The organism is Armatimonadota bacterium (assembly GCA_031432545.1).
Lineage (GTDB): Bacteria > Sysuimicrobiota > Sysuimicrobiia > Sysuimicrobiales > Sysuimicrobiaceae > Caldifonticola > Caldifonticola tengchongensis.
In genome coordinates, this window is the sequence record JAVKGX010000007.1 from 64,779 (window position 1) to 85,884 (window position 21,106).

Consider the following 21,106-nt stretch of genomic DNA (forward strand, 5'->3'; position numbering starts at 1 on the left):
GGCCGGCGTACCCGTCAGGTTTCCTTGGCGGCGCCGGCGTGAGCCTCAATGTATTGCACCGCCTGCCCGACGGTCTGGATCTTCTCCGCTTCCTCGTCGGGGATCTGGAGGTCGAACTCTTCCTCCAGCGCCATCACGAGCTCGACGACATCGAGCGAATCCGCGCCGAGATCCTCGACGAAAGATGCACTCTCGGTCACTTGGTCCTCGGTCACCCCCAACTGCTCCACCACGATCGCCTTCACACGCTCAAACGTCGATGCCATCGCCGCCTCCTGGAACGTCGCCGAACTTCGCGCAGCCTTCTATTTCATTACCATACCACCGTCCACGTTCAATACCTGTCCTGTGATGTAGGCAGCGGCCTCGCTCGCCAAAAACGCCACCGCCGGCGCGATCTCTTCCGCGGTGGCGGTACGGCCCAGAGGGATCTGCGCGACCAGAGCCCGCCGCTGCTCCTCCGTCAGTGCCTTCGTCAGACCGGCCTCGACGTACCCGGGCGCCACGGCGTTGACGGTGATGTTCCGCGACGCCACCTCGCGCGCCACCGCACGCGTGAACCCGATGATCCCGGCCTTCGCGGCGACGTAGTTCGCCTGGCCGGTGTTCCCGGCGATCCCTACCACCGACGTGATGTTGATGATCCGTCCCCAACGGACCCGCAGCATGTCGCGCAGGGCTTCCCGCGTGCACAGGAACGTCCCGGTCAGGTTCGTGTCCACCACGCGCTGCCAGTCCTCCAGCCGCATCCGTACGAGCAGCCCATCCCGGAGGGTCCCCGCGTTGTTCACGAGGATGTCGATCCGGCCGAACGCTTTCCTGGCTTCGCCGAACAGGCGCTCGACGTCCACCTCCTGCGACACGTCCCCGCCCACGCTGCGCGCGCGGCCCCCGGCCTGCAGGATCTCCGCCACCACGCGTTCGGCCCCCTCGCGGTTGGTGCCATAGTGCACCACAACCGCGGCCCCATCGCGCGCGAGGGCACGGCAGATGGCCCCGCCGATGGCCCCCGACCCACCCGTAACCAGTGCGACCCTTCCGTTCAGGCTCATCCGTTCACGCCCCCGTCGCGGCGGTTCCCTCCGACTTGGCGAGGAACGCCGCAGCCGTTTCGGCGAGCGACGCCGGGTCTTCCACGTGCAGCGTCCGAAGCCCTGCTGCGGTCCGCTTGATGAGACCCGACAGCACCGTGCCGGGCCCCAGCTCGACGAAGGCACCGACTCCGTCGGCGACCATGCGTTCGACCGACTGCACCCAGCGTACCGGTCGGGCTACCTGCTCGATCAGGGCGGCGCGAATCTCTCCGGCCCGCTGCACGGGGGCGGCGGTGATGTTGGCGACGACGGGAATGCGGGCATCGACGATGGGAACTGTCTCGAGCAGCGCGGCCAGCCGCTCGGCGGCCGGGCGCATCAACCGCGTGTGGAAGGGTGCAGAGACGGCCAGCAGCACGGCGCGGCGGGCGCCGGCTTGCTTGGCCAGCGCGATGGCACGCTCCACCGCTGCCCGGTCGCCTCCGATCACCGTCTGGCCGGGCGCGTTGTAGTTGGCGGGCTCGCACACGCCCGCCTCTTCGACTTCGCGGCAGAGTGCCTCCACGCGCTGCGCGTCCAGGCCCAGGATTGCGGCCATCGCGACATCACGGCCGGCCGTTGCCTCCTGCATGAACAGCCCCCGCTGGCGAACCACCCGGACCGCGTCCTCAAACTCCAAGGCGCCGGCGCAGACCAACGCCGAGTATTCCCCCAGGCTCAGCCCGGCGGCAACCCGGGGAGGGGGTATCCGCCCTTCTGCAGCCGCAAGGCACGCCAGGCTGGTAACCAAAATCGCCGGCTGAGTGTTGGCTGTCTGCTGGAGCAGCGCCTCGGGGCCAAAGCGACACAGATCGAGAAGGTCCTGACCGAGCACACGCGATGCTCGTTCGAACAGATCCGCCGCACCGGGGTGCGCCTGGGCGATCTTTACGCCCATGCCCACGTACTGGGCACCCTGCCCGGGAAAGACGTAGGCGATGGCGGCGTTTGTCATCCCCACCGGAGCGCGCACGACGCCCACGTCAGCCCGCCGCCGAACGCGACGAGCACGAGCAGGTCGCCCGGCCGGACGCGGCCTTCCTCAACCGCCTCGTACAGGGCGACGGGAACCGACGCGGACGAGGTATTCCCGTACTTGTGGACGTTGACGTAGAACTTCTCCATCGGCTGCCGCAGCCGTTCGGCCGCGGCCTGGATGATGCGAACGTTGGCCTGATGGGGGATGAACAGATCCACCTCGTCCACCGAGACCCCGGCGCGCGAGGCCGCTTCCTCGATCGCCTTTGGGATGATGCGGCTGGCGAACTTGAACACTTCTCGGCCGTTCATGGAGATGTAGTGCTGCCCCCGCTCCACGGTGTCGAACGATGCCGGCAGGCGGCTGCCCCCAGCGGGTTGCGAGATCAAGGGTGCGCCGCTGCCGTCCGCGCCCAGCCAGAACGACAAGATCCCGTGCGAGCCACCGGAGGGGACCATCACCGCCGCCCCCGCGCTGTCCCCGAACAGGACGCACGTGCTGCGGTCCTTCCAGTTCGTGATCCGGGATAGCGTCTCCGCACCCACGACGAGGATCTTGCGTGCCAGCCCGGACACCAGATGGGCGTGGGCGACCGCCATCGCGTACACGAAGCTGCTGCAGGCTGCAGAGACGTCCATCGCCCCCGCGTGGCGGGCACCGAGTCGATCCTGTACGATGCATGACGTCGCAGGGAACATCGTGTCCGGGGTGGCCGTACCGACTAGGATCAGATCCAGCTCGGTCGGATCGACCGACGCGGCCTCAAGCGCCTCGTGGGCCGCCTTTATCGCCAGATCGGACGTAGCCTCCCATTCGGCGGCCACTCGGCGCTCCTTGATGCCCGTGCGGACCGTGATCCACTCGTCGGTGGTGTCGACCAAGCGCTCGAGGTCGGAATTCGTGACGACCTTGTCGGGCACGTAACGCCCGAGCCCGACGATGCGCGAAGTGGGGTACACCGGTCCGCCTCCCGTTGTCGTTCCGACCTCTTGCCTTGTCGTCAGGTCGAAGTCAGCGCGTCGGCCGAGCTGGCCGCGGCACTCAGCCGGCGCATCTCCTCGTGGATGGTGTCGACGATCCGCTGCCGGACGCTGTCCTGGGCCACACAGACGGCGTTGTACACCGCCCGTGCGTCGGAGGACCCGTGGCCGATGACGCACACGCCCCGCACCCCGAGCAGTGGAGCGCCTCCATACTCGATGTAGTCGACCCGTCGCTGGAAGGCCCGCAGACGCGGGCGCAACAGCCAGGCGGCGAGCTTGGCCCGCGTCGAGCGACGCACCTCTTCGCGGATGATCCGGAAGAGGGCCAGCGCCATCCCCTCTCCCAGCTTGAGCAGGACGTTGCCCACGAATCCGTCGCACACGAGTACGTCGGCCTTCCCGAAGAACACGTCTCTGCCCTCGACGTGCCCGATGTAGTTCAGATCCGTCGCGCGCAGCAACTCCCCCGCCCGCAGCACCAGGTCGTTGCCCTTGGTTGCCTCCTCGCCGTTGCTGAGCAGCCCCAGACGGGGGGAGGGAATTCCCAGGACACGCTCCGCGTACACGCTCGCCATCAGCGCGAACTGCAGCAGGTGCCTCGGCTTGCAGTCCACGTTCGCCCCGACGTCGATCAGCACCATGCGCCCCGTCAGGTTGGGAAGCACCGCGGCAATCGCCGGTCGATCGACCCCCTCGATGCGCCCCAGGGTGAACAAGGCCGCGGCCATTGCCGCCCCGGTGTTGCCGGCGCTGAAGAACGCATCGGCCTGACCGCTCCGCACCAGTTCCAGAGCGCGTGTGATCGAGTTGTCGGGTTTGCGGCGCAGGGCGGTCGTGGGAGACTCGTGCATCTCGATCACCTGCGCGGCGTGCACGACGCGCACGCGAGGATCGGGGAACCGGTGGTAGGCCAGCTCCGCCCGTATGCGCTCGTCAGGACCCACCAGTACGACTTCGACTGCCAGATCGCGCGCGGCCCTCACCGCCCCGGCCACGATCTCGGCTGGCGCGTGGTCGCCACCCATGGCGTCGATCGCGATCCGCATCGAGTCCTCTTTCGGTCGACCGTCCGTCGGTCCGATCAGGTCGAAGCGCGGCGGTGCCTGGGCTGCTTGTCGTTACCCACCGGGACGACCTGACGGCCGTCGTACGTGCCGCACGACGGACAGACCCGGTGGGGTTGCTTCGGGGTCTTGCACCTCGGGCATGGTGCCAGCGTCGGTGCCACCGCGGCGAACCGCGCCCGGCGCCGCGCCACGCGGCTGTGGGAGTGGCGTCGCGAACGACTCATCCAGGCCTCCGTGGAGCCGTGGCCATCGGCCCTCCGGGCGAAGGGGCCTTCGTGCCACGGGAGATGCTTTCCAGAGCTCGCCAGCGGGCATCGGCCAGCTCGGTCCTGCAGCCGCAACCGGTGACGTTGCGATCGGCGCCGCAGACCGGGCACAGCCCCGCACAGTCGGCGCGGCACAGCGGCGCATAGGGCACCGCGAGCACCAGATGCTGACGCACCAACTCCGTCACGTCGACCTCGGCATACGGCGCGGGCATGACGAGCAAACCGCCGTCGGTCCACACGGCATCGCCCTGAGGCAGTCCCGGATCGAAGATTTCCTCGACCGTTGCGTCGATGGCCCCCGTAAACGTCCGCAGGCACCGCGAACACACCAGTTCGGCTTCGGCCCTCGCCCGGCCCGTCACGTACACCCGCCGGCCGACCCCGCGCAGTTCCACGTGCCCTTCTACCACCGCGCCGAAGGCGATGTCGGGCACGCCGGACGGAATCGCCGTCCGTATCGTCCGATGCACCACGGCGCCCGGGGCCGCAAAGACGTCCGAGAACGCAACTCGCATGACTTCCTGTCCGCCAACTTCGAAGATCATAGGTTTCGTCCGGCCCCCTGTCAAGGACGCAAACTCAGACGGGAAGCGGTTTTCAGGCTCCGGCACCGCGCGTGTGCGCGGTCAGCGATGCTGACGCTCGTCCAGCAGCTGCTTGCCCTTGCGGATGCTCATCAGAATCCGCAGCACGCCCTGCTCGAGGTCGTCGAGTACCTGACGGGCGTAGTCCTCCGCCCCGCGCTGCGTATCGTCCGCGCTCGCCCGCGCGCGTTCCAGGATCTCGTCCGCCTTGCGTTGCGCCTGCTGCACCACCTCGTGTTCTTCGGCCAGCCGCGCGCTGTGCTCCTGTGCGCGGACGACGATCGTGCGGGCCTCCTCCTGAGCCCGGTGCAGCAGTTGTTCCGCGGCAACCCGGAGCCGGTGGGCCTCGCTCATCTCGTGCGGGAGGCGTGCCCGGATCATCCTCAGCAGCGCCACCGCCTCTTTCTCGTCGACCATCCGTTTGTCCGTCAGCGGGACGGCGCCCCCACGCGTGATGAGGGTTTCCAGACGATCGAGCAACTCCAGAACGCTCTCCATGTCAGCCGCCGTTGCGCAACCGATCCCGCAAGGATCGCTCCACCGCTTGTGGGACCAGCCCGCGAACGCTGCCGCCCAGGGCCGCAACCTCCCGGATCAGCGTGGAGCTGAGGAACGCGTACTCCGGTCGCGTCGCCAAAAACACGGTCTCCAGATGCGGTGCCAGGTGGGCGTTGACCGCGGCCATCCGCATCTCGTATTCGAGATCGGCCGGGCCGCGCAGCCCCTTGACGATCACCGTCGCGCCGCAGCGCGCAGCGAATTCCACAGTCAGCCCGTCGAACGTCTCCACCCGCACCCGCGGCATGTGGCGCGTGGCCGCCCGGATCATGTCGGCGCGCTCCTCCAGCCCGAACAGCGGCCGCTTCTGGGCGTTTTCGGCGACGGCGACGATCAGATCAAACAGCCGGCAGGCGCGCTGGATGAGGTCCAGATGGCCGTTGTGGATGGGGTCGAAGGAACCGGGGTAGACCGCGGTCGTCAACACTCACCCCCGACCGTTGTCCTCGCGCACAAAGAAGAGGACGAGCGTCTCGCCGTATGCGCGCTCCCGCACACGGCGGAAGCCTCGGGGCGTGCGGATCGACTCCCCACGTCCCGCTTCCACCACGACCAACCCACCCGAGCCGACGATGCCGCTGTGCGAGAGCACGTCGAGCGCACGCTCCGCCCACCCGGCGCCGTAAGGGGGATCGCACAACACCACATCGAACGCCTCTCTCCGCTCGGCCAGCGTCCGGATCGCCCGCAGCGCGTCCGAGCGCCAGACCTCGCCGCGATCGGCGAACCCCGACGCCGCGAGGTTGTCTCGCAGCACACCGACCGCCCTGGGATCCCGCTCGACAAAGACCACGCAATCGGCGCCCCGGCTGAGGGCCTCGATGCCGAGCGTGCCCGCCCCGGCGAAGAGATCGAGCACACGCGCGCCGACGACGCGGTCGCCCAGCGCGTTGAAGATGGCCTCCCGGACGCGGTCCTGGGTGGGCCGGACCGCCCCGCCCCTAGGCACCCGGAGCCGTCGTCCCTTCGCCTCGCCCGCCGAGATCCTCAATGCGTACCTCGGGCGACTTCACCCTATCCTGCTGCCAGCAGCGAACGTGACTCGCCGTACCGCCGCAGCAGCACGTCTCGCAGCATTCGGTGCTGCGGCAGCGTCAGCGCCGCGTCCTGCTCGAGCGTCGCTGCGGCGACCCGCCGGGCCTCCTCGAGCAGGGTGACGTCACGGATCGGGTCGGCGATCCGCAGATCCGGCATCCCATGCTGCCGCGTGCCGAAGAACTCACCCGGCCCCCGCAGCTCCAGGTCGACCTGGGCGAGGCGGAATCCATCGTTGGTCTGGACCATCGCCTCGATGCGCCTCCGAGCCTCTTCGGTGGGCAACGCCGAGATTAGGATACAGTAGGAGCGCTCCGAACCGCGCCCGACACGGCCGCGCAGCTGGTGCAGCTGGGCGAGGCCGAAGCGGTCGGCGTCCTCGATGACCATCACCGTGGCGTTGGGGACGTCGATCCCCACCTCGATCACCGACGTGGCCACCAGGATCTGAATCCGCCTCGCGCGGAAGGCGTCCATGACCGCTTCCTTCTGCTGGACTGTCATGCGGCCGTGCAGAAGTCCCAGCGCCAGATCCGGGAAGACGTCGCGCTCTAGCCGCTCGTGCATCTCCGTCGCCGCCCGCGCCGCGAGCTTGTCCGACTCTTCCACCAGCGGGCACACGATGTATGCCTGGCGGCCGGCCGCGACCTCCTGGCGCAAGAACGCGTAGACGCGCTCGCGCTGCGACGGGAACCGGTGGTGGGTCCCGACGGGCTTGCGCCCCGGCGGCAGCTCGTCCAACACCGACACGTCCAGGTCGCCGTACAACGTCAGCGCCAGGGTGCGCGGGATCGGCGTCGCGGTCATCACCAAGACGTCCGGATCGTGCCCCTTTTCCCGCAGCGCCGCCCGCTGCATGACTCCGAACTTGTGCTGCTCGTCCACGACGACCAGCGCCAGCCTGTCGAAGACGACGTCCTCCTGCAACAACGCGTGAGTGCCGACCACCAAATCGGCCTCTCCCGAGGCAATCTGCGCTAGGCGTCCATCTCGTTCGGCCCCGCGCAGTCCGCCGGACAGCAGGACCGTCTGGATGCCCAGAGGTTCCAGCATGCGTCGGAAGGTCAGGTAGTGCTGCTCTGCGAGGATCTCGGTGGGGGCCATGACCGCCGCCTGGTGTCCTCCTTGCACGCACAGGACCACTGCGGCCGCGGCCACGACCGTCTTGCCGGATCCCACGTCGCCCTGGAGCAGACGGTTGACGGGGTGTGGCGAGTACATCTCGCGACGGATCTCCTCGATCACCCGAGATTGGGCTCCCGTCAGCGCGAACGGGAGGGATGCCACGAAGGCCTCCAGCAGGCTGCCGTCGGCACGGTAGCGGTGCGGCTTTCGGGAGGCGACGACACCTCGCCGCCGCAGGAGCAGCGCGAGCTGGAGTGCCAACAACTCGTCGAAAGCCAACCGGCGGCGGGCGCGTCCAGCCGACGCCGGATCATCCGGGAAGTGCACCGCGCCGATCGCTTCGGCCAGCGGCATGAGGTCGTGTGCAGACCGGATTTCCTCGGGCAGAGGATCTGGGACGTCGGCCGCGTAGCGCTCCACGGCACCGTGGACGATCCGCCGGATGAGCCGGGTGGACAGCCCTTCGCTGGCCGGGTGCACGGGCACGATTCGACCGGTATGAAGGGCGTCTTCGTCGCGACCCAGCAGCTCGACTTCAGGGTTCTCGATCTCGATCTGGCCGCGCCCGCGACGCACGCGCCCCCACAGCACGGCTTCGGTGCCCGGGGTGAGAGTCTTGTGGTAGTAGCGGCTGCCCCAGAACTTCGCGATCGCCAGTGCCGTGTTGTCCGTCACGTGGACCTCCGTGAGCGTCTTGCGGCCGCGCACGCGGTGCTGCACAACGCGCACGACCTTCACGTGGAACGTGCGGAACTCGCCGTGGGGGGCGGCGTGCAACGTGTCGAAGTTGCGGCGATCTTCGTAACGTCTGGGGAGGTGGTACAGGAGATCCTCGACCGTGCGGATCCCCAGGCGAGCTGCCAGCGCCTCAGCGAGCGAGGGGCCGACGCCCTTGAGGTACTGCACCGGCATGTTCGGATCGTACGCCGTGCGGGTCGACATCAATCGTTTGTTCGCCCTCTGCGGCCCATTTCCTGGCGTTTGCCGTCAGACCGGGGGCGTGCTAGAATGCGGCGGATCGTCGGGTGGCAGGAGGTCCTTCCATGGCCAGGCAGTGTGACGTCTGCGGCAAGCAGCCCACCAGCGGGCACAGCGTCTCCTTCAGCAACCGCCACACCAAGCGGCGGTTTGCCCCCAACCTGCAGCGGGTCCGTGCGGTGGTCGGCGGTGTCACCCGCCGGATCTACGCCTGCACCTCGTGCCTGAAAGCCGGAAAGGTCAAGCGCGCCGTCTGAGCCGCGCAACGAAACCGTCAGGATACCGGCCGCAGGCCTGGTCCCAAGCGCCCCAGCAGCTCCCGCAGCGCCTCCTCCCCAAGCAGGTAGACCTCTCCACAGAACCTGCAGCGCACCTCGGCCCTCCCCTCCTGTGCGAGCAGGGACCGGATCTCCTCGCACCCCAGGCTCAACAGGACACCCTCGACGCGTTCGCGCGAGCAGGTACAGCGAAAGCGCACGGCGCGCTCTTCGACCATGTGCATGCCCAGGTCGCCCAGTCCCATGCGCGCCAGGTCCGCCGGACCCATCCCCTGGCGCACCAGATGGGTTACGGGCGGCAGGGTCCGGACGTGCGCTTCCAGATACGCCACCGCCTCCGGATCAGCCCCGGGCATGACCTGTACGATGAAGCCACCCGCCGCCCCGACTCGTCCGTCCCGCTCCACGAGCACGCCCAGCGACACAACAGACGGGATCTGCTCGGAACGCGCGAGGTAGTGCGCCAGATCCTCACCGATCTCTCCGGAGACCAGCGGAGCGCTCCCGTGGTACGGATAGCGCAGTCCCAGATCCCGCGTCACGTGGATCGTGCCCCTGCCCACCGCCGCACCCACGTTGAGCTTGTGCCGCGATCGCGGAGGCAGATCGACTTCGGGGTTCTGCACGTACCCGCGGACATCGCCCGCAGCAGTACCGTCGGTCACGATGCCGCCCAGCGGTCCGTCGCCCAGCACGCGGATCGTGACCTTCTGCTCCCCCTTCAGCATGCCCGCCAGCAGCCCCGAAGCCGTCAGCGCCCGGCCCAGTGCGGCGGTTGCGGTGGGTGCGCTGCCCTGCCGCGACCGCGCCTCCTCCACGAGTCGGGTCGTCACCGACGCCACGACCCGCACCGCACGGTTGCCGGCCACGGCCCGCACCAAGGTCTCCATGTTCCCCTCCACGGCGTTCATCGTGCGCGTCCGCGCCGGATGCGAACGGCCAACAGCTCGCCGTCCCGAACCTCTACCGTCGGCTGGGCCGAGGTGACCTCGTTGCTCACACCCAGCGAGCTGCCCATCGTCAGAGCGCCGTCCACCAGAACGAACCGTAGTCCGCGCGTGGAGATTCCCGAACTGTGCCCCCGCAGCGAGAACAGCGACACCCAGTCGCCCGGTCGGGCATCGAGTACAGCCCCGCCCCGCACGAACTGCACGAGCGTACCGGCGGCCACCACCCGCAGATCGACCCCCCTGTCTGCCGCGTAGCGCGTGAGCAGCAGGTTCGCCAGCGCGTGGTCGATCCGGCCGCCCAGCCCGGCCAGCAGGAAGGCCCGCGAGTAGCCGCGATCGGCGACGACGTCCACCGCCAGCTCGGTGTCGGTCTTGTCCTTGTCGGCGGGGTATCGGATCCGCTCGATCCGTGTGCCGTCGAGGCGGTCGAGCAAGGACCGGTCGAGCGAGTCCCAGTCCCCCACGAGCACGTGAGGAGTCCAGCCCGCCCGCAGCACGCGTGCCAGACCGCCGTCGGCGCACACGAGCAGTCCTGCAGCCCCGTAACGACGAGGCACAGGGCCTCGCCCCCCGGCGACGATGACGGCGAACGGGTCGCTCACGCCTGCGGCTGGGGTCGGGGCAGCGACCGCAGGAGGAGCAGCGTCACGAACACGCTGATCACGATCTCCGGCAGCATGTACGACCCGTTGTAGATGGCAGAGTACACCATCGGGTTCATCCCCTCGGGGGCGTACTGCGCGAAGAACACCACCCCGCTGAGGAAGTGCGATGCGAGCCGCCCCGCTCCCCCGACGACGACGCCCAGTGCCGGACGGTGCGTCAGCAGACCCGCCAGCCCAAGCGCTCCAAAGGCCACCGGATAGTCGAGCAGAAACTGTAGGGGGTGCAAGAACACGGGCTCGATCAGGTAGTTCACCAGCCCCAACAAGACGCCGGCCAGCACGCCGGGACCGATCCCCCAGCGCAGGGCAACGTAGAAGATCGGCACCATGCTCGCGGCCGTGATCGACCCGCCCTGCGGCAGCTTGTACACCTTCACCAGACCCAGCACCGCGCCGAGCGCGACGGCGATGCCGATCTCAGCGATGATGCGAACTCTGGGGTTCCGCATGCTCGTTTCCTCCTTGTAAGAATCCGTCGTCGGGCGAGATCGCGTCGAACAGCGGGTTGCACGGCCCGAACCCGCCGCCCAGGGGCAGGGCCGCCTCGATGGCCCGGGTCACGAAGCGTTTGGCACCCGCGATCGCGTCGATGGGCGGTACGCCCTTCGCGAGGTAGGCTGCGATCGCCGCCGACAGCACGCAGCCGGTACCGTGCGTGTGGTGGGTAGCGATGCGTGGAGCGTGCAACTCGGTGAACGTCCGGCCGTCGTAGACGACGTCCGTCGGATCCCCAGAGAGGTGCCCCCCTTTGAGGAGCACGAGGCGCGGTCCGAACTCGGCGATCCGCCGGGCGGCTTCGCGCATCTCCTCCAGGTCTTCGATCCTGCGGCCCACGAGCGCGCCGGCTTCGTGGAGGTTCGGTGTCACGATTCGGGCGAGCGGCAGCAGCAGCCGCACCAGCGCTTCCTGCGCGTCGGCTCGCAGCAGCGGTGCCCCACTCTTGGCGATCATCACCGGGTCGACGACGAGGTTGTCGATGCGCCGCGCCCGCACGCGGTCGGCGACCGCTTCGACTATCGCGGCGCTGGCGAGCATCCCGGTCTTCGCCGCATCGATCCCGATGTCGGTGGCCACCGCGTCGATCTGCGCAGCGACCACGTCCGCAGGAACCTCCTGCACGGCCAACACGCCCCTCGTGTTCTGGGCCGTGATCGCCGTGACCGCAGTCATCCCGAAGACGCCCAGCGCCGAAAAGGTCTTCAGATCGGCCTGGATGCCGGCCCCGCCGCCGGAGTCAGAACCCGCGATTGTCAACGCCCGTACCACGCTCATCGCACCTCCGCCCCGCGTTGGGCGAGGGTGGCATCCACGGCCTGGCGAATCGCGCGCGCCGCGCCCACCTTGTCCTCCGTTGCAACGACTGCGGAGATGACGGCCACGCCGGACGCCCCGGCTGCGATCACGCTGCCGGCGTTTTCCGCCGTGATGCCACCGATCCCGACGACGGGGACGCGCACCGCAGCCGCGATCCGTCGCAATCCCTCCAGCCCGATGGGCACGCCGGCATCGGGTTTGGTGGCGGTCGCAAACACCGGACCCGCACCGATGTAGTCCGCCCCGGCCCGCTCGGCCTCCACGGCCTCGGCCACCGTCCCGGCGGAGGCTCCGACGATCCCTGAAGATCCGAGAATCCGCCTCGCGCTGCCCACCGGGAGGTCGTCCGGTCCCAGGTGAACACCCGCCGCCCCCGCCGCGAGTGCCACGTCCACCCGATCGTTCACGATGAGCGGAACGCCGGCTTCCGCCACCAGATGCTGCAGCCTCACGGCGACCTCGTACAGCCGTCGCGACGTGGCCCGCTTGTCTCGAAGCTGCACGACGGTCGCGCCGCCGGCGAGGGCTGCCCGGGCGAGGTCCTCATGATCGCCCGCGCCTGGATCGGTGATCACGTACACTCTGAGGTCGAGCCTCACGGACCGCCGTCCTCCTTCCGCCCAGGCGTCGCCGATTGCGCCTTTTCCTGTACCCGCACGCCCCGCCGCACGTCGCCGGGGCTCAGTGCGGCGAGGCAGTCCAGCAGGGCCGCCCTGAAACTTCCGGGGCCGGTCGCCCGGGATGCCGCGACCTCCGCCGCATATCCGAAGTACGCGAGGCCGGCTGCAGCCGCGGATGCAGCATCATCGACGACCGCGACGAAACAGGCGATCACCGTCGTTGCCATACAACCCGTACCTGTGATCCGCTGCAGCATCGGGTGTCCGTTGTCCACGGCCAGCAGGCGCCCCGGGCCCGCCACCCAGTCGCGAGCTCCTGTGACCGCAGCGACCACTCCGTGGTTGTCAGCGACTCTACGGGCGACAACGTCGGGTGCTGCCGCGGCAGCGACCGACTCCACACCCCGGACCTCGGCGTCCACCCCCACCAGATGCGACATCTCGCCGAGATTTCCGCGGACCACCCCGACTTCCACCTGGTCGAGGATCCGCAGCGCGCTGGCCGTGCGCAGGGGTGTGGCACCGACCCCCACCGGGTCGAGCACCACGGGGATTCCGTTTCGGTTGGCGCACCGTCCGGCCACCAGCATCGACTCCACCCAGGCGGGTGTGAGGGTTCCGATGTTGAGCACGAGCGCCGAAGCCAGGGCGGTCATGTCCTCGACTTCTTCCCGCGCGTGCGCCATCACCGGCAAGGCGCCCACGGCGAGGGTGACGTTGGCCGTGTCGTTCATCGCCACGAAGTTGGTGATGTGGTGCACGAGGGGCCGCCGCTCCCGCACGCGCGCGAGCCACTCGCTGGCCAGCTCAGCGAGCTCTGCGGGCAGAGGCCCGACCGGAACGCGATCGGCTCTCATCCGTGCGTGCGGTGCGGCACGCGCGCACCGTCTAGCACCCTCAGCACCAGCCAGCCCAGGATCGACCCCGGGATGCTGCTGGCCAAGAACAGCGGCAGGAGTGTTGCGATCGGGATTGCACTTCCCATCAGGGCCGGAGCGATCAGCAGGCTTCCGACGGTGGCACCGACCGGTCCCGTGCCGATCGGTTCGAGCAGCGCCACCCATGAGCGTCGCCAGCGGGCAAAAGCAAGCCCGACGACCAGCGCGCCCGGGATCCCTCCCGGGAACGCCAGCAAGGTACCCACGCCGAACAGGTTGCGGAGCACCGCGGCGAGCGTGGCGGCCAGCGCCGCGTACCACGGCCCCAGCGCCACCCCGGCAACCGCGTTGGTCATGTGCTGCCAGGGCAGCAACTTTGCGCCCGCCACCGGAATGGACCCTGGCACGAAGGACAGGACCACCGGGACGGCCGCAAAGATCGCCGTGAGGACAAGCCTCCGCGTCATTTCCCGTGTCTGCGCCTTACGCCCGCGGCGCAATGCACCTTCGAAGATGCGACCGCCAGGCCCGAGCAGGACCTGGCGGTATCCGTGGTCTGGCCACTTCCCCACGCCAGCATTACCTGGATCGGGTCTTCGGGGTCTGCAGCAGTGGCCCGCTGGGCCGGCCGCACTCTCAGCCCGGCTCTTCCGAGCTCCCCCAGGGCTTGCTATGTGCTTTTGCGCGGCGGCTGCACCGCACCTCCATTATCGCACGGCGCGCCACGCGTCAAGGGCGCCCGTCTGCCTGCTCGGGCGGCAGCATGCCGCAGAAGTAGCGGTGCACGCCCGCGTAGCCGGTGACCTCCGGATGGAAGGTGGCGCCCAGCAGGTGCCCCTGGCGGACGAGCACCGGCAGCCCCTCGTGCCGGGCCAGCACCTCCACGCCGTCTCCCACCCACGTGACCACAGGTGCGCGGATAAACGCCACGCGGAAGGGGCTGGGGTCCACCGCGGGGCAGTGCAAGTCATCTTCGAAGCTCTCCCGCTGCCGGCCGTAGGCATTCCGTTCCACCGTCACGTCCATGACACCGAGCAGGGCCGGCTCGCCGCCCGCCGCCCGGCTGGCCATGAGAATCAGCCCCGCACACGTGCCAAACAGCGGCATGCCCTCCTGTGCGCGTCGGCGGATGGCCTGGTCGAGCCCGCAGCGCGCCATGAGGGCGCCCAGGGTGGTGCTCTCGCCGCCCGGGAGGACCAGGGCCTGGACGTCCTCCAGCGCCTGCGGCGTCCGCACCAGGACCGACTCGGCACCGGCCTGGCGCAGCGCCTCCGCGTGTTCGGAAACGTCTCCTTGCAGCGCCAGCACGCCGACCCTCACGGAAACCACCTCCTGCCCTTACCCACCTCGGGTCTGCAGCAGTTCTGCAGGTTGCAGACGCCGCACGTCCAACCCCCGCATGGGCTCGCCCAGACCCTCACACGCCCGGGCCACGACGTCAGGGTCGTCGTGGTGAGCCACCGCGTCCACGATGGCACGAGCGCGGCGAGCGGGGTCCTCGGACTTGAAAATCCCACTGCCCACGAACACGCCGTCACAGCCCAGCTGCATCATCATCGCCGCATCCGCGGGCGTGGCGATGCCGCCCGCCGCGAAGTTCACCACGGGTAGCCGTCCCAGCCGCCGGACCTCCGCCACCAGCTCAAAGGGCGCGCGCAGGTCGCGGGCAGCGCTCATCAGCTCCTCCTCCGGCAGGGCTTGCAGCCGGCGGATCTCGTCGAAGATCTGCCGAACGTGCCGGACCGCCTCCACTACGTTGCCGGTGCCGGCCTCGCCCTTGGTCCGGATCATGGCCGCACCCTCCCCGATGCGCCGGAGGGCTTCCCCCAGGTCGCGGGCACCGCATACGAAGGGCACACGGAAGCGCCGCTTGTCGATGTGGTGGTCTTCGTCCGCGGGGGTCAGGACCTCGCTCTCGTCGACAAAGTCCACCCCGATGGCCTCCAGCACCTGGGCCTCCACGAAGTGGCCGATCCGGACCTTGGCCATCACGGGGATGGTGACCGCGGCCATGATGGCCTTGATGCGGGCGGGTTCCGCCATTCGGGCGACACCGCCCTCCGCCCGGATGTCGGCGGGCACGCGCTCGAGCGCCATCACCGCCACCGCACCCGCGTCCTCCGCGATGCAGGCCTGCTCGGGGCTGGTCACGTCCATGATCACCCCGCCCTTGAGCATCTGGGCGAGCCCCCGCTTGATCCGTTCTGTCCCGACCTCACGCAACGCCATCACCTCCCGCCTGCCGCCTCGCTTTCCAGTCGTTCCAGGGCCCGCCACAGTTCGTCCACCGGATAGGGCTCCAGGGGCTGCCGGGCACAGCCTGAGACCTTCCAGTTTCCGTTGTCCACGAACTTCCCCACCACCGCCGCGGGGACCCCGGCTTCCACCAGGGCGGCCAGAGTTCGCTCGGGCACAGGGGTCGCCACAAGCAGGGCCCCACTGCTGACCAAGCCGAGGGGGTCTATGCCCACTACGGAGCACACGGCATCGGTCTCGGCCCGGACGGGGACGCGGTCCACGTACAGCTCCACACCCACCCCGGACGCCCTGGCCATCTCCGCCACCGCCGCCAGCACACCCCCCTCTGTCGCGTCGTGCATGGCGCGCGCACCGGCACGGACCGCAGCCCGGCCTTCCCGCACCACGCTGATCTCATCGAGGAACCCCTGGGCCCGCCGCACCAAATCCTCGCCCAGACGCCGCCGGAAGTGAGCCTCGTAGTCGGCGGCAAGGATCGCAGTGCCCTCCAGTCCGGCAGCCTTGGTGAGAACCAGGGTGTCCCCAGGCCGGGCACCGGCACTGGTCACGAACGCGTCCTTGCGTGCGCGGCCCACCGCGCTGGTGACCACAAGGGTCCTCGCAAGTCCCGCGGTCACCTCGGTGTGTCCGCCCACGATCTCGGCCCCCAGCTCTGCGGCCGTACGCCCCGCGTCCTCCATGAGTTGACGGAGTTCCTCCTCGCTCGCTCCCTCCCGGAGGAGGACGTCCATCAAAAGCGCCACCGGCTCCGCGCCGGTGGCGCCCAGGTCGTTGGTGGCCACGTACACCGCGATCCGGCCCAGGCGGCGGACCGCACCCGTGATGGGGTCGGTGGTCAGCACGCACACCCACTCGCCGAAGTCCACCACCGCGCAGTCTTCCCCGATGCCGGCGCGGACCAAGACCTCTGGCCTGCGGCCGAGATGGGGGTAGACCAGGCGCTCCAACAGTTCGGGCGGAACCTTTCCGACCCGCATCTACGGGACCCGCGGCGCCGCGCGCCGCAGAATCGCCGCCGCAGGCACCGCGACCACGATGCCCGATCCCACCTGGAACAGGTTGCCCGGCAGTTCGGCGGCCGCGGCCTGCGGGCCCAGCTCCAGCAGGAACGCCTGGGTGACGTAGTACCCAAAGACCATCCACGCTCCACCCACCGCGCACGCGACGAGGGCTGAAGCCACCATCCGCCCCATATGGGCCTGCATCCCCCTCAAGCCCCGCCACGCGATCCACCCTACCAGCCAACCCTCTGCACCCTTGATGACGAACGTGAACGGCGCGTACGACGCGTACCCGGCGAGCACGTCGGCGAGGGCCGAGCCGATCGCGCCGGCTACGAGCCCGAAGACCGGCCCAAACAGCAGCGCGGTAAGGTAGATCATCGTCTCGCCCAAGTTGATGTACCCTCCGGTGGCCGGAACCGGGATGCGGATTGCCATCGTCGCCGCCGTCACCAGCGCCGTAGCCAGAGCCCCTGTCGTCAGGTGCCTGGTGTCCATCACGATACCCCCTGTCCTTTCCGAAAGTCGCCCTAGCCGACCGTTACCTGACCAGGTACACTATGAAATGGACTTTGGAAATATCCAAACACGTCGTATTTCATAGGTCCACTTGTCTAGCCCGTGGGTCTGCCTCTCGATCTCGACCGAAGGCAACGAGTGCCGCTCCAGCGGCAGCTGGCCGGCCGGATCCGTACCGCCATTCGGGACGGCCAACTGGCCCCGGGTGCACGACTGCCCTCCAGCCGCGCGCTGGCCGTTTCCCTGGGGGTCTCCCGAACCGTCGTGGTCGGGGCCTATGAAGAACTGGGTGCGGAGGGATACCTGGAGGGTCGGCGCGGTTCAGGGACATATGTGGCTGCCGAACTGGCTGGCCTGACTCCTTTGGAGGACCCTGCTCCGCCCGGCCCCAGCTCGCCCTACCCAGCCGCCGACCTGCGCGCCAAGGCGGCCATCGAGTTCACGGTGGGTCGCACCGATACACGGGTCCTGTCGTTGCGCCTGTGGAAGCGTATGTGGCGGTCGGTGGCCCGGAGGCTTCCCTCACACGACGACAGCCCACCGGAGGGTGATCCCCACCTCCGAACCGCCATCGCAGCCTACCTGCGCCAGGCCCGGGGTTTGCGGTGCGGACCCGACGACGTGGTCGTCACGCCCGGGGCGATGCAGGCGTTGCGACTGCTGGCCCGCGCCGTCGTCCGACCGGGCGATCCGGCAGCCGTCGAGGAGCCCGGATACCCCGTGGCCAGACAGATCCTCCGGGCGGAGGGTGCGTCACTCGTCCCGGTACCCGCAGATGACGACGGCCTGCGGGTGGACCTCCTTCCGACCCGTCCGCCCCCGGTTCTCGTCTACGTGACACCCTCGCACCATTACCCGCTCGGCGGTCGTCTTCCGGTCCCGCGGCGAATGCGCCTGCTGCAGTGGGCCGCCAGCCACGGCGTCCTGATCGTAGAGGACGACTACGACAGCGAGCTGCGCTACGGCGGCCCGCCGATCCCTGCAGCCGCGGGCCTGGACGGCGCGGGTTGCGTCGCCTACGTCGGGACGTTTTCCGACGTGCTCACGCCGGTGCTCCGCCTGGGATACGTCGTCGCCGCGCCGACGCTGCGCCGCCGCATCCTGGAACTCAAGCAGCAGACCGAGGACCACACCCCCTGGCCCGTTCAGCGCGCGGTCGCCACGCTCATCGCCGAAGGCGACTTCTCGCGCCACATCGCTCGCGTGCGGCGCCACTACGCCGCCCGGCGGGCGGCCCTACGCGAGGCACTCAGCGGCCTGGAGCCGATGGCCACGCTACGCGGCCTGGACGCGGGGCTGCATGCCTTCCTCGAACTCCATCCGGCCCTGGACGCCGAGGCGATCGCGCGGCAGGCGGCCACCCGCGGCGTGATCGTGCACACCATCGCTCCCTGCTACCTCGCGCGGCCAGATCGCCAGGGCCTTTTGCTCGGCTACGGCGGGATCAGCGAAGAGGACATCCGCCGCGGTGCGGCGGTCATCGCATCGCTGGTACGCGAGGCCGTCGAGCGGGTAGACTGAGGAAGAGGAATGCCTGCCGGCGGCGAAGACAGCATGGCCCACGTCGCCTTCCTGATGGTGTCCCTGGACGGGAACACCCCGGGCCAGGTCGCCCGCGAGGTCCGCGCGATCGCCGGCGTCAGCGAGGCGCACGCCACAATGGGCGACTACGACGTGATCGCGGTGCTGAGAGCCGAGCACACCCGCGACATCCCGCGCATCACCGCTGAGATCCGCAAGGTGCACGGCGTCGTCAAGATCGTCTCTTGCGTCGCCGTCGACAGCGCTTGACGGCCGCTTACACCCTCACCTTCGGGGTCACCACACTCATCGAGTCCAGGATCCGCTGCGCCACCTCCAGGGCCTCCAGACCCGCTTCGCCCGGCACGCGCGGCGTCTGCTCCCCGCGCACGCAGCGCAGGAAGTGCCGCAACTCCGCGCGCAGCGGCTCCTCGTGGCGCACCGGCAGCTCCTCCCACTGCGAGCCCCGCCGGATCGTCATCTGCTCCCGCAGGTAGTTGAGGTGGACGGAGCCATCCGGCATCGTGACCTCGATCTCCGCGGCCTTCACCGGCGAGACGCGGCTGGCGACCAGGCTTGCCATACACCCGCTCTCCAGCGTCAGGTGAACGACCGCCAGGTCTTCCTCCTGCCCGTACAACCGCGCGCCGATGCCCGTTACGCGTCGTACGTGTGAGCCGCTCAGCGACAGGATGATGTCGATGTCGTGGATCATCAGGTCAATCACGACCCCGACGTCCATCGCACGTCCGGGTTGATAGGGGCGTACCCGACGCGCCTGCACGAACAGCGGCTCCCGCACGCGCGCCATCAACTCTTCGACCGACGGCTTGAACCGCTCGATGTGGCCGACGAGCAGCACGCTGCGGTTGCGCCGGGCCGTCAGGATGAGGTCGTGGGCCTCCTCCACTCGGCTGGTGATCGGCTTCTCAACCAGCACGTGGATTCCCGCTTCGAGCAGGTCCCTCGCGATCTGATAGTGGTAGATCGTGGGCGCGACGACGCTGACGGCGTCGACGCGCCCGATCAGCTCGCGGTGGTCGACGTAACCGCGTGTCTCGTACCGGGCCGAGAACTCGGCCACCTCGTCGGGATTGGGAGACACGACGGCAGCCAACGCCGCGTCCGGAAGCTGGTGATAGATGCGGACATGGTGCCGTCCCCACTTGCCCAGGCCGACCACGCCGACACGGATCTTGTCCATGCGGCCTCCCACGGCTATGCGGGTGCCCCCGCCCGCTCGATCGCGAACGCGCGCACGGCCTCGGCCACCGTCTCCAGATCCTCGTCGGTCAGTCCGGGGTGCACGGGCAGCGACAGGACCTCCCTGCACGCGCGCTCGGTCTGCGGCCACGGTCCTTCCGCGATGTCCAGTCCACGGTAGGCGGGGGTGTGTGGGAGCGGTTCCGGATAGTATACCTTCGTGCCGATCCCACGCTCCGTCAGGTAGGCCTGCAGCGCATCGCGCCGTCGGGAACGGATCGTGTACTGGTTGTACACGTGGAACGCCCCCTCGGGCTCGGCCGGCGGCATGATGCCCGGGAGCCCCTTCAGCGCCGCATTCAGCCGGAGGGCGTTGCGCCGCCGCACCGCGTTGACCGCGTCGAGGCGCCGGAGTTGGCTGCACCCCAGCGCCGCCGCGATGTTCGTCATCCGGTAGTTGTGGCCGATGACCTCGTACCGATAGGTCGTGCCGTCGGTACCGACGTGGACCAGCAGGCGGGCGCGCGAAGCGATCTGTGGGTCCGACGTGACGATCATCCCGCCCTCGCCCGTCGTGATGTTCTTGGTCGGGTAGAAGCTGAAGATTCCGGCCTGACCGAAACTGCCCACGCGCCGCCCGCGGAACGCCGCGCCGTGTGCCTGTGCCGCGTCCTCGAGCAGCAGCACGCCGTGGCGCGCCGTGACCTCCGTGATGGCGTCCATCCGCGCCGGCAGCCCATAGAGGTGGACAACGAGCACGGCTTTCACGTTCGGCCGGGCGCGCAGGGCATCTTCCAACCTGTCCGGATCGAGGTTGAACGTGTCGGGCTCGATGTCGACGAACAGGGGCCGCGCGCCCCGCTGCAACACGGCATTGCTGGTCGCCACAAACGTGAACGGCGGAACGACGACCTCGTCGCCGGGACCGATCCCGACGGCTTCCAGCAGCGCCTCCAGCGCCGTGCTGCCCGATGACGTAGCGATCGCGTAGCGCACACCGACGTACGCAGCGAACGCCTCCTCGAACCGCTCTACCCACTCGCCGTGGGCGAGCTGGCCAGACTCCAAGACCTGCAGGACAGCGGCTTTGTCGTCTTCGCTGATCGCAGGACGCGCGATGGGGATCATGTTCACGACGAATGATACCGGAATCTTCCCAATTTGTCGCAGCGCACGCTGCGGCCCCGCGGAACGGCACGTTTCCCCGGGGCCGCTCGAGCGCTGGCTACTGGACGACGACCCGCCGG

General features: G+C 69.2%; 27 protein-coding genes and 1 riboswitch. Of the genes, 3 read left to right on the plus strand and 24 right to left on the minus strand.

All coding sequences use genetic code 11. The annotated features are described in order from the left end of the window. Positions 1 to 14: 14 nt before the first annotated feature. The 11 genes from QN163_07945 to recG form a co-directional block, all read right to left on the minus strand. Positions 15 to 266, minus strand: a complete 252-nt coding sequence (locus QN163_07945; GenBank protein ID MDR5683941.1) for an acyl carrier protein — start codon at positions 264 to 266, stop codon at positions 15 to 17. Positions 267 to 305: 39 nt separating this feature from the next. Beyond that, the gene (gene fabG / locus QN163_07950; GenBank protein MDR5683942.1) at positions 306 to 1,052 is read right to left on the minus strand and encodes a 3-oxoacyl-[acyl-carrier-protein] reductase; all 747 of its coding nucleotides are present in this window, start codon (positions 1,050 to 1,052) and stop codon (positions 306 to 308) included. A 4-nt stretch (positions 1,053 to 1,056) separates the two neighbouring features. Then, positions 1,057 to 2,055, minus strand: coding sequence for an ACP S-malonyltransferase (fabD, locus tag QN163_07955; protein ID MDR5683943.1), 999 nt, complete (start codon positions 2,053 to 2,055; stop codon positions 1,057 to 1,059). Beyond that, positions 2,025 to 3,011, minus strand: coding sequence for a beta-ketoacyl-ACP synthase III (locus QN163_07960; GenBank protein ID MDR5683944.1), 987 nt, complete (start codon positions 3,009 to 3,011; stop codon positions 2,025 to 2,027). Before QN163_07960 ends, fabD begins: the two co-directional genes overlap by 31 nt. 41 nt (positions 3,012 to 3,052) lie before the next feature. Then, positions 3,053 to 4,081 (minus strand): phosphate acyltransferase PlsX, encoded by a 1,029-nt coding sequence (gene plsX, locus QN163_07965; GenBank protein ID MDR5683945.1) that lies wholly within the window; start codon positions 4,079 to 4,081, stop codon positions 3,053 to 3,055. Positions 4,082 to 4,116: 35 nt separating this feature from the next. Further along, complete coding sequence (rpmF, locus tag QN163_07970; GenBank protein ID MDR5683946.1) at positions 4,117 to 4,326, minus strand: 50S ribosomal protein L32; 210 nt, start codon at positions 4,324 to 4,326, stop codon at positions 4,117 to 4,119. After that, positions 4,323 to 4,916: a DUF177 domain-containing protein gene (locus QN163_07975; protein ID MDR5683947.1), complete on the minus strand. Its 594-nt coding sequence runs from the start codon at positions 4,914 to 4,916 to the stop codon at positions 4,323 to 4,325. Before QN163_07975 ends, rpmF begins: the two co-directional genes overlap by 4 nt. Before the next feature lie 81 nt (positions 4,917 to 4,997). Beyond that, complete coding sequence (locus QN163_07980; GenBank protein ID MDR5683948.1) at positions 4,998 to 5,453, minus strand: hypothetical protein; 456 nt, start codon at positions 5,451 to 5,453, stop codon at positions 4,998 to 5,000. A 1-nt stretch (position 5,454) separates the two neighbouring features. Next, positions 5,455 to 5,940 carry a pantetheine-phosphate adenylyltransferase gene (coaD, locus tag QN163_07985; protein ID MDR5683949.1) on the minus strand — a complete coding sequence of 162 codons (486 nt, stop codon included), beginning with the start codon at positions 5,938 to 5,940 and terminating at the stop codon, positions 5,455 to 5,457. Further along, the gene (gene rsmD / locus QN163_07990) at positions 5,941 to 6,504 is read right to left on the minus strand and encodes a 16S rRNA (guanine(966)-N(2))-methyltransferase RsmD (GenBank protein ID MDR5683950.1); all 564 of its coding nucleotides are present in this window, start codon (positions 6,502 to 6,504) and stop codon (positions 5,941 to 5,943) included. It lies immediately after the preceding gene. Positions 6,505 to 6,527: 23 nt separating this feature from the next. After that, entirely contained in the window at positions 6,528 to 8,615 is a 2,088-nt protein-coding gene (recG, locus tag QN163_07995; GenBank protein ID MDR5683951.1) for an ATP-dependent DNA helicase RecG, read from the minus strand. Between the two features lie 101 nt (positions 8,616 to 8,716). Between recG and rpmB the strand changes: the two genes are divergently transcribed. After that, a complete protein-coding gene (gene rpmB, locus QN163_08000) occupies positions 8,717 to 8,908 on the plus strand; it encodes a 50S ribosomal protein L28 (GenBank protein MDR5683952.1) in 192 nt (63 codons plus the stop codon). 17 nt (positions 8,909 to 8,925) lie between these two features. Here the strand turns inward: rpmB and hslO are convergent, their stop codons facing one another. The 11 genes from hslO to QN163_08055 form a co-directional block, all read right to left on the minus strand. Next, a complete protein-coding gene (gene hslO / locus QN163_08005) occupies positions 8,926 to 9,840 on the minus strand; it encodes an Hsp33 family molecular chaperone HslO (protein ID MDR5683953.1) in 915 nt (304 codons plus the stop codon). Then, on the minus strand, positions 9,837 to 10,481 hold the full coding sequence (locus QN163_08010) for a thiamine diphosphokinase (protein MDR5683954.1): 645 nt from the start codon (positions 10,479 to 10,481) through the stop codon (positions 9,837 to 9,839). Before QN163_08010 ends, hslO begins: the two co-directional genes overlap by 4 nt. Beyond that, entirely contained in the window at positions 10,478 to 10,993 is a 516-nt protein-coding gene (thiT, locus tag QN163_08015) for an energy-coupled thiamine transporter ThiT (GenBank protein MDR5683955.1), read from the minus strand. Before thiT ends, QN163_08010 begins: the two co-directional genes overlap by 4 nt. Continuing rightward, entirely contained in the window at positions 10,962 to 11,816 is an 855-nt protein-coding gene (gene thiD, locus QN163_08020; GenBank protein ID MDR5683956.1) for a bifunctional hydroxymethylpyrimidine kinase/phosphomethylpyrimidine kinase, read from the minus strand. Before thiD ends, thiT begins: the two co-directional genes overlap by 32 nt. Further along, entirely contained in the window at positions 11,813 to 12,457 is a 645-nt protein-coding gene (thiE, locus tag QN163_08025) for a thiamine phosphate synthase (GenBank protein MDR5683957.1), read from the minus strand. Before thiE ends, thiD begins: the two co-directional genes overlap by 4 nt. After that, entirely contained in the window at positions 12,454 to 13,335 is an 882-nt protein-coding gene (gene thiM, locus QN163_08030) for a hydroxyethylthiazole kinase (protein MDR5683958.1), read from the minus strand. Before thiM ends, thiE begins: the two co-directional genes overlap by 4 nt. Then, a complete protein-coding gene (thiW, locus tag QN163_08035) occupies positions 13,332 to 13,823 on the minus strand; it encodes an energy coupling factor transporter S component ThiW (GenBank protein ID MDR5683959.1) in 492 nt (163 codons plus the stop codon). The genes thiM and thiW overlap by 4 nt, the downstream gene beginning before the upstream one ends. Positions 13,824 to 13,903: 80 nt before the next feature. Beyond that, positions 13,904 to 14,028: riboswitch (TPP riboswitch) on the minus strand. Positions 14,029 to 14,085: 57 nt separating this feature from the next. Further along, positions 14,086 to 14,676 (minus strand): pyridoxal 5'-phosphate synthase glutaminase subunit PdxT, encoded by a 591-nt coding sequence (gene pdxT / locus QN163_08040; protein MDR5683960.1) that lies wholly within the window; start codon positions 14,674 to 14,676, stop codon positions 14,086 to 14,088. A gap of 18 nt (positions 14,677 to 14,694) precedes the next feature. Beyond that, entirely contained in the window at positions 14,695 to 15,585 is an 891-nt protein-coding gene (pdxS, locus tag QN163_08045) for a pyridoxal 5'-phosphate synthase lyase subunit PdxS (GenBank protein MDR5683961.1), read from the minus strand. Next, complete coding sequence (locus QN163_08050) at positions 15,585 to 16,592, minus strand: AIR synthase family protein (GenBank protein MDR5683962.1); 1,008 nt, start codon at positions 16,590 to 16,592, stop codon at positions 15,585 to 15,587. Before QN163_08050 ends, pdxS begins: the two co-directional genes overlap by 1 nt. Further along, the gene (locus QN163_08055) at positions 16,593 to 17,114 is read right to left on the minus strand and encodes an ECF transporter S component (GenBank protein ID MDR5683963.1); all 522 of its coding nucleotides are present in this window, start codon (positions 17,112 to 17,114) and stop codon (positions 16,593 to 16,595) included. 159 nt (positions 17,115 to 17,273) lie between these two features. Between QN163_08055 and QN163_08060 the strand changes: the two genes are divergently transcribed. Then, positions 17,274 to 18,656 carry a PLP-dependent aminotransferase family protein gene (locus QN163_08060; GenBank protein ID MDR5683964.1) on the plus strand — a complete coding sequence of 461 codons (1,383 nt, stop codon included), beginning with the start codon at positions 17,274 to 17,276 and terminating at the stop codon, positions 18,654 to 18,656. Between the two features lie 9 nt (positions 18,657 to 18,665). Continuing rightward, entirely contained in the window at positions 18,666 to 18,926 is a 261-nt protein-coding gene (locus QN163_08065) for an Lrp/AsnC ligand binding domain-containing protein (protein ID MDR5683965.1), read from the plus strand. Positions 18,927 to 18,933: 7 nt separating this feature from the next. On the opposite strand, the gene QN163_08070 is transcribed toward QN163_08065, so the two are convergent. Next, complete coding sequence (locus QN163_08070; GenBank protein ID MDR5683966.1) at positions 18,934 to 19,860, minus strand: Gfo/Idh/MocA family oxidoreductase; 927 nt, start codon at positions 19,858 to 19,860, stop codon at positions 18,934 to 18,936. Positions 19,861 to 19,874: 14 nt separating this feature from the next. Next, entirely contained in the window at positions 19,875 to 20,987 is a 1,113-nt protein-coding gene (locus QN163_08075) for a DegT/DnrJ/EryC1/StrS family aminotransferase (protein ID MDR5683967.1), read from the minus strand. Positions 20,988 to 21,106 lie beyond the last annotated feature (119 nt).

Excerpts from the sequence above, each read along its gene's own strand:
- thiD (MDR5683956.1), bottom strand. The coding sequence starts at position 11,816 with ATGAGCGTGGTACGGGCGTTGACAATCGCGGGTTCTGACTCCGGCGGC.
- QN163_08075 (MDR5683967.1), bottom strand. The coding sequence starts at position 20,987 with ATGATCCCCATCGCGCGTCCTGCGATCAGCGAAGACGACAAAGCCGCT.
- QN163_07975 (MDR5683947.1), bottom strand. The coding sequence starts at position 4,916 with ATGATCTTCGAAGTTGGCGGACAGGAAGTCATGCGAGTTGCGTTCTCG.
- QN163_07980 (MDR5683948.1), bottom strand. The coding sequence starts at position 5,453 with ATGGAGAGCGTTCTGGAGTTGCTCGATCGTCTGGAAACCCTCATCACG.
- thiW (MDR5683959.1), bottom strand. The coding sequence starts at position 13,823 with ATGACGCGGAGGCTTGTCCTCACGGCGATCTTTGCGGCCGTCCCGGTG.
- QN163_08050 (MDR5683962.1), bottom strand. The coding sequence starts at position 16,592 with ATGCGGGTCGGAAAGGTTCCGCCCGAACTGTTGGAGCGCCTGGTCTAC.
- rpmB (MDR5683952.1), top strand. The coding sequence starts at position 8,717 with ATGGCCAGGCAGTGTGACGTCTGCGGCAAGCAGCCCACCAGCGGGCAC.
- rpmF (MDR5683946.1), bottom strand. The coding sequence starts at position 4,326 with ATGAGTCGTTCGCGACGCCACTCCCACAGCCGCGTGGCGCGGCGCCGG.
- hslO (MDR5683953.1), bottom strand. The coding sequence starts at position 9,840 with ATGAACGCCGTGGAGGGGAACATGGAGACCTTGGTGCGGGCCGTGGCC.
- QN163_08055 (MDR5683963.1), bottom strand. The coding sequence starts at position 17,114 with ATGGACACCAGGCACCTGACGACAGGGGCTCTGGCTACGGCGCTGGTG.
- recG (MDR5683951.1), bottom strand. The coding sequence starts at position 8,615 with ATGTCGACCCGCACGGCGTACGATCCGAACATGCCGGTGCAGTACCTC.
- fabG (MDR5683942.1), bottom strand. The coding sequence starts at position 1,052 with ATGAGCCTGAACGGAAGGGTCGCACTGGTTACGGGTGGGTCGGGGGCC.
- plsX (MDR5683945.1), bottom strand. The coding sequence starts at position 4,081 with ATGCGGATCGCGATCGACGCCATGGGTGGCGACCACGCGCCAGCCGAG.
- thiT (MDR5683955.1), bottom strand. The coding sequence starts at position 10,993 with ATGCGGAACCCCAGAGTTCGCATCATCGCTGAGATCGGCATCGCCGTC.
- QN163_07945 (MDR5683941.1), bottom strand. The coding sequence starts at position 266 with ATGGCATCGACGTTTGAGCGTGTGAAGGCGATCGTGGTGGAGCAGTTG.
- QN163_08065 (MDR5683965.1), top strand. The coding sequence starts at position 18,666 with ATGCCTGCCGGCGGCGAAGACAGCATGGCCCACGTCGCCTTCCTGATG.
- QN163_08070 (MDR5683966.1), bottom strand. The coding sequence starts at position 19,860 with ATGGACAAGATCCGTGTCGGCGTGGTCGGCCTGGGCAAGTGGGGACGG.
- pdxS (MDR5683961.1), bottom strand. The coding sequence starts at position 15,585 with ATGGCGTTGCGTGAGGTCGGGACAGAACGGATCAAGCGGGGGCTCGCC.
- thiM (MDR5683958.1), bottom strand. The coding sequence starts at position 13,335 with ATGAGAGCCGATCGCGTTCCGGTCGGGCCTCTGCCCGCAGAGCTCGCT.